General features: G+C 43.1%; 8 protein-coding genes. 1 reads left to right on the top strand and 7 read right to left on the bottom strand.

Going from position 1 to position 13,534, the window contains the following annotated elements; genetic code table 11:
• Window positions 1-4: 4 nt before the first annotated feature.
• The 3 genes from BACCELL_RS05940 to BACCELL_RS05930 are packed head-to-tail and all read right to left on the bottom strand — an operon-like array spanning window position 5 to window position 5,805.
• Window positions 5-3,133: a golvesin C-terminal-like domain-containing protein gene (locus tag BACCELL_RS05940; RefSeq protein ID WP_007210717.1), complete on the bottom strand. Its 3,129-nt coding sequence runs from the start codon at window positions 3,131-3,133 to the stop codon at window positions 5-7.
• A gap of 22 nt (window positions 3,134-3,155) precedes the next feature.
• Window positions 3,156-4,604 (bottom strand): sodium:solute symporter, encoded by a 1,449-nt coding sequence (locus BACCELL_RS05935; RefSeq protein WP_007210716.1) that lies wholly within the window; start codon window positions 4,602-4,604, stop codon window positions 3,156-3,158.
• A gap of 34 nt (window positions 4,605-4,638) precedes the next feature.
• Window positions 4,639-5,805: an exo-beta-N-acetylmuramidase NamZ family protein gene (locus BACCELL_RS05930; RefSeq protein ID WP_044153641.1), complete on the bottom strand. Its 1,167-nt coding sequence runs from the start codon at window positions 5,803-5,805 to the stop codon at window positions 4,639-4,641.
• A gap of 179 nt (window positions 5,806-5,984) precedes the next feature.
• On the opposite strand from BACCELL_RS05930, the gene BACCELL_RS05925 reads away from it, so the two are divergent.
• Window positions 5,985-7,091 carry a family 10 glycosylhydrolase gene (locus BACCELL_RS05925; RefSeq protein WP_007210714.1) on the top strand — a complete coding sequence of 369 codons (1,107 nt, stop codon included), beginning with the start codon at window positions 5,985-5,987 and terminating at the stop codon, window positions 7,089-7,091.
• 83 nt (window positions 7,092-7,174) lie between these two features.
• On the opposite strand, the gene BACCELL_RS27295 is transcribed toward BACCELL_RS05925, so the two are convergent.
• The 4 genes from BACCELL_RS27295 to BACCELL_RS05910 form a co-directional block, all read right to left on the bottom strand.
• Window positions 7,175-7,633, bottom strand: coding sequence for a hypothetical protein (locus BACCELL_RS27295; RefSeq protein ID WP_248604786.1), 459 nt, complete (start codon window positions 7,631-7,633; stop codon window positions 7,175-7,177).
• Window positions 7,634-7,718: 85 nt separating this feature from the next.
• Window positions 7,719-8,219, bottom strand: a complete 501-nt coding sequence (locus tag BACCELL_RS27290) for a hypothetical protein (protein WP_007210712.1) — start codon at window positions 8,217-8,219, stop codon at window positions 7,719-7,721.
• Window positions 8,220-8,299: 80 nt separating this feature from the next.
• Window positions 8,300-9,952 (bottom strand): SusD/RagB family nutrient-binding outer membrane lipoprotein, encoded by a 1,653-nt coding sequence (locus tag BACCELL_RS05915; protein WP_044153412.1) that lies wholly within the window; start codon window positions 9,950-9,952, stop codon window positions 8,300-8,302.
• A gap of 13 nt (window positions 9,953-9,965) precedes the next feature.
• A complete protein-coding gene (locus BACCELL_RS05910) occupies window positions 9,966-13,115 on the bottom strand; it encodes a SusC/RagA family TonB-linked outer membrane protein (protein WP_044153409.1) in 3,150 nt (1,049 codons plus the stop codon).
• Window positions 13,116-13,534 lie beyond the last annotated feature (419 nt).

The raw sequence follows: 13,534 nt of genomic DNA, 5'->3' as shown, positions 1-13,534 counted from the left end.
TATATTATTGCTTGAGTGAATCTGTTTTTTCATTGAAGAATGTAAGGATGGCATTCATCAACGCTTCTCTTTCAGAGGCGGTGCGCAATGCTTCGAACGGGAAGCCCAGTATGCAGGTCTTGTAGGCGCCTTTGTAAACTACTCCGGCACTCAGATTGTTTTCCGAATAGCGCATTACGGTGTATGCATCTTTTGTTGCCGGTTCGATGGCATCCGGTGATTCTACCACATAGCTGTCTGCATTCAGTTCATTATGGTATGTATAGTTGCCTGAAAGGGCGGGGAACGGTGAAGCTACACATTTCACCTTACCCTCTGTAGCTGCCTGCCCCACGCGCCATTTATATTTCAGGACTTCTGTTGCAAATTTCTTATCGGATTCCTGAGCCGGGGCAAGGCGATTGTCCCAAAGGTCGGTTCCTACATAAGCACCCGAGACGAAGATGTTTCCGCCTTGTCCGCAATATGCGGTGATAGCTTCCTGCATGGGTTGGCTGAATGTTTTGAACTCTAACGGCTTCACACCGCCACGTCCCATTTTGGTCTGACATTCTTTACCTAATATCAGGTCTACATACTTATAGTCGTTCAGGTTCATTGTTTTATTTTCCACACTTTCATCGCTGCAAGATATGAAAGAATATCCGGCTTTCAAAATGGCGGCTCCATGAATAGCGGGATAATCGAATGTGTTTCCGGCGATTACTTTATCTTCGTAATTGCCATAGCTGTCGCCGAAGCCGGAAGCATCGTCGTCCATCCATGGAATGGAACGGCGGTATTCTTTCATCTTACCAATGTAGCTGATATCTTTCAGATAAGGTACGCCGTGGTCCAGATCATCTAAGAAACCGGCAAGTAAAGTATCTCCGGGAACAGGTGCGACAAAATCTGCCGGAGCACTGATGCGGTCGAAGCCGTTTACTATCAGCACGATATCTGAGTGATTAGCGTTTGTCTGCTTATCACTCATCGCTAATCGCTTATAACTATTAAACGCACGTCCTGCTGAGAGTATTTCGGACGGGAAACTTTCTCCGCCCTTGTTGACGGCAGTTACTTTATAACTGCATACCATGCCGGCAGGGAGGGCGGTGCGATAGGTATTCTTATCTACCAACACGCCATTATCGAAATCGCCATCTCCGATACGGGTATAAACTATATATTTTTCAGCATTTGCCGTTGGCTCCAGTGGGTCGGCTACGGGTTGCCAGGTTAGTTCTATTTCATTCTCGCCTACCATTTTCAATGCCATATTGTCGACAGGCAACGGCTGAACGATATAGTCCATGTGGTATTGCGAGCAAATGAATTGCAGCATACCTTTATAGATTGCACGGCTTACCGTAAAACGGAAGCGTGGATCTAAACCATAACGCATGTCTGCAAAGTTCTGGTGAGAAAGTAATTCCAGCAACATAGTGGGGACACGGGGCACACGTGCTTCGTAGTAGGATTGGTTCCACATACCGCGACGTGTCCAATCCGGTTCGTATAGGCTGCGGATATCCCGTACGATATTTGACTGAATCAGGTCTGTCATGTCGTGTGCCAGATAGCGGGATGCTCCGTTGGCGTATTCTTCATTGTAAACGTTGGTATAGTAGATACCCAGTGTTCCGATGATGGAATCGTTTAGCGTAGTTCCTGCATCTGAATGGAAGGCGAAAGCCATATCTACCGGGATATTCAGTCCTTGTTCTGTCGGGTTAACCGTAGAACCACCGGCAAGGTAATTCACCCAGATACCACGACATTTGTAATCATCCGTATAGTCATTCTTACCTTGGCTGTCGGAATAAACACTGTCCGGAATACCTGCCCATTGAAGCCAGTAGCGTGCTGCCTCGCAGAAACGGGGATAACCGCTTATCTCATATGGGTAATCTATCTTCGGCATTTCTTTATGCACTATGGCAGCATTGCCATCCGAACTTTTAATATTCTCTGTGGCACCTGCATCAGAGATACGGCGGGCCATATTTCCCATACCACCTCCGATTTTTACGGCATCAGCGGTAACGATACGTCCGGCTTTCTCAGAACGATTGCTTAAAACAACTTTGCCGGCATTGCTTTTTCCGGCATCAAAACCAAATGTACCTAGATAAATCCAAGTGCCGCCACCCATCTGTTGGTTCACTTTGAATTGGGAGACTCCTCCTTTGTGATAAACGGTGTAAAGGGCATCATCCGTACTGTTTGGCAATGATTTATAGGATACATAAACGGCGTACTGTCCGGTTGACGGGAGTTCAGGAATCCATTCGGCAGTACTTTCTTTTTCCTTCTTACCTTTCACCGTCTCGACAGTGCGGAAAGTTCCTTCACGGAATGGGTTCTCAAAATTGATATATTGATCGCGCAGATGGGCGAAACCTTCACCGGTACCTTGCATCCAGTTCTTATCGCCTATCTTTTCTGTATAAACGGAGCGCGAGTGAAGGCAACCGTCATTGTCTACGACAACTTCTGCTATTTGGCTATCCCGTTCACGGGGCATCAGCACATTAGCTCCTGCATTCTCCAACATGGGAACCAGGAAAGGCAGTACATAACTTTGCGTATATAAATCCTCCACCGTTTGGAAGATGCGGGCGCGTTGCCATTCCCAGCGTGTCAGTTTGGGCTCATAATAGAAGCCATGACTCTGCCACAAAGCAATGTGACGGTTCTTTAGTCCATTTGTAGGGGTATAGGGGGTAGAAAGGGCCGTTACTAAAGGTTTTGTCCCGGCAGGATTGAATGTTTTGGCTTTTTTGTCCTTTTTGCTGCGTAGTGCTTGGGGGATTAATTCTTCAATGCTACGCTTATTCGTGCGGATTTGCAGGTTGTATTTTGAAAACTCTGCCGGAAGCAGTGCCTGCACACCTTGATAAATCTCTGTCACATTATCTTCCCGGAAAGGAATATATGCACAGTTCATGTTAGCGAATAATTGCAACGTGTTTTCTTCAATGGCGACAGAGTCAATTCGGATGCGCCCTACGGAAACCTCTTTCCGTGCGGTTGCGTCCAGAAACTTACCGATTTCCTGGCGGACATCCGTCGGAAGCTCTTGCGCGCCTCCCGTTTGGGGGATCAGGGAGGCGGTGAGCAAAGTGAACAAAAAATGAAGTCTTACATTCATGGATGATGTATTAAGTTAATTATTAGTTCTTATCTTTTCTGATCAACAGGCAGAGTCCGATAAACGTGAACAGAGCGTTGAATATCAGCAGTTCGTAGCTGAACTGATACCCATTGAACCAGGCTTCCGAATTCTTTTGCAGGATGAAGCAAAGGATAGGGGAGAGGATGGCTACCAATGGGATATATTTGTCGCGAACCTGTTGTTTCATGAATATACCGAATGCGAATAATCCGAGAATGGGGCCATATGTGTAACTTGCCAGTATATATACGGCATCGATTACACTTGTGTTATTCAATAGGTTGAATACGAATATCGTGATACCCATAATTACAGCCATACCGATATGTACCCGCTTGCGTATCTTTACGATTTCTTCTTCCGTCCTGCCTTTTGTCCCGAGGATATCCACTGTAAAGGAAGTTGTTAAAGCTGTCAGTGCTGAGCCGGCAGCGGAATAAGCCGAAGAAATAAGTCCAATGATAAACAAGATACCTACAATTGCAGGAAAGTAGTTACCGGTGGCTATCAATGGGAAGAGTTCATCGCTCTTTTCTACCTGAATGCCTTGGTTACCAGCGAAGATGTAAAGCAATACTCCCAACATCAGGAACAACAAAATAACGAAGAACTGTGATATAACACTCGTAATCATATTTTTCTGTGAATCTTTGAAGTTCTTGCAGCTGAGGTTACGTTGCATCATGTCCTGATCCAGCCCTGTCATGGCAATCATAGTGAATGCCCCGGCAAAGAATTGTTTGAAGAAATATTGTTTACTGTTTACATCGTCAAAGAAGAAAATGCGTGACATGTCACTATCGGCTATTGTACTGATCATGCTGCTAAGCGACAGATTGAGATCGGAAGCAATATAACTGATACAGAGAACTACGGATACCACCAGGCAGAATGTTTTGAGTGAATCTGTCCAGATCAGAGATTTTACTCCACCCCGGAACGTATAGAGCCATACTAATGCTACGGTAATGGCCACATTCAAAATAAATGGTAATCCAAACGGTTCGAATACCAGCAGTTGAAGTGTCAGACATACGAGGAACAAACGTACCGCGGCTCCCAGCATCTTAGAGATGAAGAAGAACCATGCGCCTGTCCGATAGGAAGACATACCAAAACGATTTTCCAGATATTCATAGATGGATACCAGGTTCATCCGGTAGAACAGTGGCGTCAATACGAATGCTATGATGAACTGTCCCGCAACAAATCCCAATACCATTTGCAGGTAACCGAAACTACTGGCAGCCACCATACCCGGTACTGATACATACGTCACTCCGGAGATGCTGGACCCAATCATGGCAAATGCCACAACATACCAGGCCGATTTACGGTTACCGACGAAGAAACCTTCATTGTCGGCTTTTCTGCCGGCTATATAAGATATAGTGAACAAGATCACGAAATAAGCGGCAATAGTAATGATGACAGATATCGGGCTCATAGGGTTGATTTATGATTTATAATAGTACATGAACTTATTCTTCGTAAAGCAGATATGGTTTACGTTGCACCTTGAATTTCTCAACGTCGTCTTTCCACATAGCTTTAATTTCATCGGCACTTTTTCCTTCTTTTATCATTTTCCGTACATAATCCCTTCCTACCAGCAATTCAAAGAATGGACGGAAGAAATGATCATCCAGATTCAGATTACGATATGCATCGATGACATAAGATAAATCTACACCTCGTTTCCAGATTTCTTCATCACTCATATTGCTTAGGTCTACTCCATGGCACAGTTTATTCAGCTGCGGCGGATTCTTTGCTCCGGGAATACTTCTTGGGGTGAAACTGTAGCTATATCCGGTCATATTGGGATGTCCATAAACCTGAAATGGGAGTGAAGTTCCTCTACCCAAGCTGACGGGAGTTGCCTCAAAAAAGCATGTAGCCGGATATAGATATATCGACTTCATGTTCGGTAAGTTAGGAGATGGGGGAATTGGTAGCTGATATTTAGTCTGATGTGTATAATTCTTACATTTGATCACTGCCAGATCACATTTGCGCGAACCAGGCAACCAACCTTCTCCATTAATCATTAATGCAAGTTCCCCTAATGTCATTCCGTGTACAATAGGAATCGGCAACCATCCCACACCTGATTTATATTTCATATCCAGAATCGGTCCATCTACATAATGCCCATTCGGATTAGGACGGTCTAATAACAAAACTTTCTTGTTATATTCCGCACAGACATCCATTAGCCGGCACATCGTTATGTAATAGGTGTAAAAACGTAATCCTACGTCCTGTATATCTACTATCAGAATATCAAATTTTTGCATTGAAGCCTTACTTGGCTTTTTGTCCTTCCCTTCATAAAGAGAAAGAATTGGCACCCCTGTTTTAGAGTCTACTGAGCTGGATACGTGCTCGCCTGCATCTGCATTTCCACGGAAACCATGTTCGGGCGAGAAGATGGCAACTACATTGAATTTGTTTTCTAAAAGAACATCCAATAGATGTTTATCCCCTATCATTCCTGTATGATTAGTGAAAATGGCAATCCGTTTATCCTTTAGGATGGGAAAATACTCGGAAGTTTGTTCGTCACCCAAAATAATCCGGTCTGTTTGTGCCTGACACCAGAAGGTACTACACAATAAAAAGATCAGTAGCAGAAGTTTCTTCATAATAGTATTATTGTTAAGGGAGATATTCGTAGCAACAAAGATAGATTTTATTTTAATATCAAAAACACTTATTTTATTATTTTTAGCATTATAATTAATAATTTGCAAATAATCAGATATTCACCTTATTTATATAGAAGATATATTATCTTTGCTGTGAACCAAAAAAAATCATCATCATGAAATTTACTTATTTATGTGCAGCATTTGCGTGCATTTTCAGTTTGGCTGTTCAGCCGTTATCAGCCGGTAAAAAAAAGAAAGTTCAAAACCAGGAACAAAAGGTTGCTTTGGGAGTCTGGGACGATGTGGATAAAGGTGCCACGGTGGAGTCTCTGATTCTCTGGATGAAGCCTTTCGATGAGGCCGGTATCAAGAATTATTATATGTGTGGCTCACCGGAAGAAGTGGCGCGTTATATTGAGGCTGCCAAGTCCTATCAGGGTGCAAAAGTGCATGCGTGGATGTTCACTGTGAATGCTCCCGGGGATTCTGCGGCGTTGGTGCATCCCGAATGGTTTGATGTGAACCGGATAGGTTATAACAGTCATGAATATGACCCTTATGTAAAGCATTATAAATGGCTGAGTCCTTCTGTGCCTGAGGCCCGACAGTATATGAAAGATAAAGCGGCTTCTTATGCAGCTTTGGAAGGACTGACTTCTGTACATCTGGATTTTATTCGCTATAATGATGCGGTACTGGGGCGACGCCTGCAACAGCATAAATTTAAGATTCAGCAAGATACCTATCGTGCTGAATATGATTTTGGCTATCATCCGGTGGCAATAGAAAAATTTAAGAAACTGTTCGGTTACTCCCCGTTAGATTTGCAGGCTCCGTGGATGAGTCCGGAATGGTTGCAGTTCCGTTTGAATGAGGTCACTTCTTTAGTGAATGAGATTGTAGAAGCGACTCATTCTGAAGGCAAACTGGTTTCAGCGGCTGTTTTCCCTTATCCTACCCGTGCCCGCATGACAGTTTATCAGGATTGGCCTACCTGGAAAATAGATATTGTATGCCCGATGAATTATCAGTCGTTTTATTCGGAAAGCCTTGAATGGATACCGTTTAGTATAGAAAACGGTTTGCGCGAAACTTTCCATAAGAATAAGTATGTATCCGGTTTATTTGTTCCCGATATTACGGCTGAAGAGCTATATACAGCTGCAAAACTATCTATCGAAGCAGGAGCGGACGGCGTGAATTTCTTTAATGCACGTTCTTTGCTGAAGGATGGAAAGTTGCAAGTGGTCAGCAGGATTAATCAGGAATATAACTTGTAATTACCATTGGAACTGATTTATCACTAAACAATTTTATAGTACGGGGTCCTGTAGTAAGGCGTTCAAAGAATATAGTTTACTGTCTACCAGGACCCTGAATTTTGCCGATACATGTCATAAACCTTTCTACCCATGAACTGATATCCCATTCCCTCGTATTTCGTACCGGAGAATACTGACTGGATATAGCCATTTCGCTCTACCAGTATTGTATGGTAAATCTTCTGCTCCGGATTCTTTCGGGAATAAAACTGAATCCGACGGTTGTCTGCCGTGAAATAAATAATACTATCATTTTCGGTTTTATTCCATGACAGACGTTTCATTTTCTTTTTCAGATATCGTTGCATTAAATAGGTTCTGTGCCAGGTCCCTCCTGTCTTTGAGACAAATGGCTTTCCATCCAGCAGAGCATTAGCATCATCATAACAAGCTACAAATAAGCGATTGTCGGAAGAAGCTTCCAACCATTTTTGTAATTTATCTCCGTAACGTTCATTATCCCAGTTGTAATTGCTGTCAATGAAAGAGATTCTTTTCACATAATCCGGAATTTCAGAAACTGCATCCATAAAACCGAAAATGAAGTTGCCTCCTCCACTGTGGCTGTTCAGTTCGATATGTGGATTATACTTGGAAAAAAAGAGAAAGAATATACTCTACTGTTTCTTTAATCTTTTGATCCCGTGTAGGTTCAGCTTTTCTCCAACTTCCCCAGCTTTTGGTGTCTGCTTCCAGGTAAACCGTAATAAAGTTACATTCCGGATCAGTAGCTCTGATATACCGTGTTTGAGCTCCTATGTGTTGTATATGATAATGCCAGTCATCACCTTCTGCCGGCATTTTCCCGATGGTCCAGTCTGTACTGTTGCCATTCGGTAGTGCATATAGTACAAGTTTTGTGGGTTTATCCTTTCCGAATTTAGTTTCTGCGGGAGCATTTATATGAACTTTGATTCCTGGAGTATGGATAAAGCTGATAACTTGTTCCTCAAAATAAGGACTGGTTACAAATCCGGGTAATTTGATTGCTTTACCGGATATTCTCGATGAAGGATTCATCTGTTCTTGTGCCCGATTGGACAGAGAAAGACAACATATAAGAATTAAGAGAAGAATATTTTTCATATTGTTTCAGATAAGAGGTTATATGTATAACAAAATGCGTAGCTGAATTACTCAACTACGCATTTCATAAGAATCAATTTTTAGTTAACATCCCACCATAGGTTATTTTGTATGCTGTTGCTTCCACCCATGCGCTTTTCGGCTTCTTTCACGTTAGCTTCGTTAACGGTATATTCCGAAGAAGGATAATAGATACGCTTGATATAAGCGTTTGGAGTATTATTAGCCTGATCAGAAGGATTCATGTTGAAGACACTTGAACTTACGTTTGCGAATGGCATAAGCGTAGGTTTGTGGAACTGGCGATGATCAGCCCAAGTTTCAAAAGAACACTCCTGGAACTGAGCAATGTATTTCTGGGTAAGAATCTTATCCATAGGTGTATTGTTAGTTCCTGTAACATCGTCATACTTGGCTGTGGTTCCATAATAGTTTGGAGAAGTTGAAGCCAGATAATTTGCGATTTTGCTTTCCGGAACTCCCAGTTCTGTCATACTTGAGCGTACGCCGGCTTCGTATTCTGTTTTGGCATCTCCACTTGTAAGACCAAGTTGGATGGCAATAGCTTTCAGGAAGCACAGTTCGCTGTACTTGAACAAAGGATACTTTCTGTCAATGGTTTCATAATACCAGGGACCGATTTTTGAGAAGTCGCTAACAAACTGTCCATTGTCCATTGCAGCACCTACACCCGAAGCTACATGGCCCGGATCTGTGCCGTCCCAATTGCCGTTCATGCTTGGAGTTGCAGGGCTTTCGATGATACCTGCGGGTTCAAAGTGGATCGGAGCGCGAGGATCGACAACTGCAGGAGCATTCTTGGCAGTAAGAATAACTTCGGTGATATTCTTATTGGCTTCGCGGTCGGCTGCGGTAGGCCATGCTTGTCCACCGATACCTTCTACAAGACGTTTGTAAGCCGTTGACATATGCAACACCGAAGAACCTTTATGATAATAAATCGGGTTCTGGGCAAATTTATCTTCTCCTTGCGTCAGGAAGGCGGCATCAGCGTCACTGCTGAATACACCTGCTGAAATGGCAGCTGCGGCTTCTGTTTTAGCCTTGGCGGCATCTACGTCGGAGATACGGACAGCCATGCGCAGGCGGATAGAGTTGGCGAATTTCTTCCATTTGGTGGCATCACCCCCATAAATAAGGTCATAAGAACCGACATTATTGGCTGCCGACTCATCCAGTTTACTTACGGCATCTTTCAATTCTTCGAATATGGTATAATATATGTCCTTCTGAGTGTCATACTTAGGCTGATCAATGTCGTTGGCAGCTTCAGAGTAAGGTACATCTCCCATACAATTCGTTAAACGCAACATAGCATACGCTTTCCAGATACGTGCCATCTGAACGACGTTATTGTGAACAGGGTTGTTCTCATTGGCACGGATTAATGAATTGGCATTGGTAAGCACGGTGTAAGTCAACTCCCAAATGTTGTCCACATAGCGTGCGTCTATGTTATAGTCGGAAGCCGAGAGTTGGTCGTTAGCCGAATATTCACAGAAAGTACTGATCATCAGCTGGTCTATCTGTTGCCACTGATTGGCATACGGAATACCACGTCCCTGTATGAATATCAGCTGGAACTTAGGATCTACTGAACCCGGTGTCGGGTTGTTGGGATCGGTATTCATATCGTCAAAATCGCCTACACAGCCCGCGAAGGCCATTGAAAGACCAATAATGCTTATAATGGATTTAAATAACTTATTCATTTTATCTTCATTTTTAGAATGTAACATTAAGATTGAAACCAAATGAACGGGTAGACGGTAGAGCAGCGGTTTCTACACCCTGTCCGTTGCCAGTAGAGTATGTACATTCAGGGTCGAATCCCGGAAGGTTATTGTACAGGAAGCATACGTTGTTGGCTACAGCACTGACTTTAATACCACTGATGATTGTCTTGTTGAACCATTTGTCCGGCAATATCCAAGAGAAATTAAGTTCGCGAAGGCGTACGTTGGTAGCATCATAAACGTAGTTTCCGATGTTGCCATAGAACTGTCCCCAATAAGCGGTAGGATTCAGTTCAACGGTGTTGGGAGCTCCTGTGTTTACATTAACACCCTGAGAAATCAAGCCCTTACCGGTTGAATAGAATTCTTCACGTCCGGCAACTGTTTCTTTGGTCTGACCATTAGATTGCAGACGCATCATAGATTGCAGATATACATCGCCACCATAGCGGACATCAATCAGGAATCCGAAAGAGAAGTTTTTCCATCTTAATGAAGAACCGATACCTGCTGTCCAATCCGGGTTCATATTACCGGAAACGCGGAGGGTAGGATCTACTATGTATTTGCCGTCATCACCCACAAGGCGGTTTCCTTTTTCATCATATTTGAAACCATTCGTGTAAATCTGTCCGTAAGGTTCGCCTGTTTTAGCCATGACATAACAGTTTTGTCCCATCGGGCGAGCTAATGTAATGGATTCCACTCCTTCGTAAAGTTCTACGACTTCAGAAGAGTTTTTGGCGAAGTTCACCCAAAGATTCCAGTTCCAGTCGCGTGTGCGAACCGGCGTGGCATTCATCTGAAGTTCCCATCCCCAGTTGTCTACACGTCCTGCATTGATATATTTGGCGCTATATCCCGAAGTGATGGATGAAGGCATGGATATGATCTGGTTGTATGCACGCTTGTTGTAGTATGTAACGTCGAATCCTAAACGGTTATCAAAGAAGCGGATATCAGCACCGAACTCGGTAGATTTGATAATCTCCGGTTTAAGGTTAGAGTTTGCTTTCGTAGAAGGTTCTGCTACGCCCATCTGACCACCTGCCATGTTAGAAACTGTAGATAATACAGACAACAGCTGATATGGATCGGTGTCATTTCCTGCTTCTGCATAAGATGCGCGTACTTTAGCGAAAGAAAGCCAGCTGGGAACATCTACTTTGAACTTGGTCAACATATCCGTCACTACCCAACCCAGAGAGAATGAGGGATAGAAGAATGAACGGTTATCCTTCGGTAATGTGGAAGACCAGTCATTACGTACAGTTATATCGAGGAACAGGTAGTTATCCCATGACAATTGTCCCAGTGCATAGAGGGATTGAACTTCTTTTTCTGATTTGGAAGTCGAAGTAGTCTTGGATTGACCATTCTGAATGGTATACAGTTCAGGAATGTTCAAACCTTCGGCTGTGGCATAGAAACTATTGTACTGGCGGTTCATCAGGTTACCACCAACAGAAAGCATTCCGGAGATTTTGGAGTCTGCAATCTTATCCTTTTGTGCTGTAATCAGGAAATCTGCATTGTATTCAGCCATATTGTATTGACCGGTTGAGAAACGACCATCCTTATAACCTGCACTTGAAATCAAGTCATGGCGTATCCACTTTTCGGTCTTCTTGCCATAAGTGTCACCGCCGAAGCGAACCATAGCTTTCAGCCAGCTGCTAACCTCGTATGTCAATGAAGCGAAACCATTGATACGATTGGTTACGTCCTTGTTACCGCTGAGAGAAGTCAGTGCATACGGGTTATTTACCACCGTAAGCATACTGGGATACCAGTCGATAATCTTTCCGTCTTTATCAAAAACATCTTTCATTTCGTGCAGGTTGATGCTGCGCGGAGTATAAATAAGAGCGAATATCGGGTTGAAACCTGAAGCAGAGAATTCAGGACGTCCCTGACCTTTCTGATAAGTATAGTTCAATTTGGCATCGAGAGTCAGGTTCTTGATGATTTCGCCGCCTGCGCGAATAGAGAAGTTTGTCTTGTTCAACTCATTCTTCGGGATAACACCCTTACGCATTGTGTTTGACATACCTACACGGTAGTTCATCTTACCGGCGGAACTTGTGATATCAAGAGAATTGGTCCATGATGTACCGGTGTCCATGAAATCGGAAAAATCATTATTTTTTGCTTCCAAAGGACGGGTCTGTCCTGTCCAGTCTGTAACAACCGTACCCATTTTAGGACCCCAGGAGTTACGCGAGGTAGCCACAAATGCTCCGTCTGTACCCTGACCGTATTCATTCTGGAATTCCGGTTGAATCATTACATTTTCAAAAGTAAAGTTGCTATTGTATGACACTTTGGTTCTGCCACCCTGTCCTTGTTTGGTTGTAACCAGAATCACACCGTTACCACCGCGTGAACCGTAAAGAGCTGTAGCCGAAGGACCCTTCAGTACAGAAATTGATTCAACATCATCAGGATTCAGCATGGATAGTCCGTCACCGGTATCCGAATAACCTGCACCCCAAGAGTTTGTATTTACGTCGTCAACGCCTTGAGAGTTATCGAACGGAACCCCGTCCACTACCACCAACGGCATATTATTACCGGATATAGAGTTGTTACCGCGGATGACGATACGGTTTGAACCACCGGGAATAGAAGTTGAAGAAATATTCATACCGGCAATCTTACCATTCAGTGATGTGGCAATGTTTGCAGTCCGGTTTTCAATAAGAGCGTCCCCTTTTACGTCTTGCACTGAATAGCCGAGCGCCTTCTTTTCACGCTTCATACCTAAAGCCGTCACCACTACCTCATCCAGAGCATAGTCTGTTCCGCTTAACTGTATTTTGTACGTAGCATTATTTGTAACAGGAATTTCCTGTGCGTCGAATCCAATGAAAGATACTACCAAGGTTTTTCCATTGGATGGAATATCCAGAGAGAATTTGCCGTCGATATCTGTTGCTGTACCGATGCCTGTTCCTTTTACAAGTACAGTTGCTCCGATAATCGGTTCGCCCTGAGTGTCTGTCACTACTCCGGAAATCCTTCTTGAGTTCTGTGTACTAGACGAAGTGGTATTTTGTGCACTTACACTCATTCCAGGGATGTAACCGCCACATATAAGCATTAGGCCGGTTACTGATAGAATTAAAAGTTTTTGCATTAACATAGATTTAATAAACAATAATGGTTAATAGTCCAGAATTATATCATCATATATGATTGGCTTGCTTTGAATATTTGTAACTTAACTTGAAAATAATGTTGTTATTTTCTCATACTCAAAGAATTACCAGAGGCTGTTGGGCAGCTGTCACATTACCAATGTCTATGAACAGTACACTTATAGTTACTGCTGAGAGGAGTTTGCTGTTTGCGAATCCTTTTCTTTTGCGATCTTCATTCATAAAAAGTTGATGATTTTGTTGTTAACTAAAATAGTCTTCTCTGAAAGAGTAAGAATGGGCAATTGAGAATAGCTTTGAGGCTATTTCTGCTGTCAGGTGGGGTCTTGTTCCATAGGCTCTTTTTTATTTTTAGGTTTAACTTATATTTTATCTCTCTTATTTTAATTATACATTA

This window comes from Bacteroides cellulosilyticus DSM 14838, from assembly GCF_000158035.1.
Lineage (GTDB): Bacteria > Bacteroidota > Bacteroidia > Bacteroidales > Bacteroidaceae > Bacteroides > Bacteroides cellulosilyticus.
This window is presented reverse-complemented; position numbering and strand designations above follow the sequence as displayed.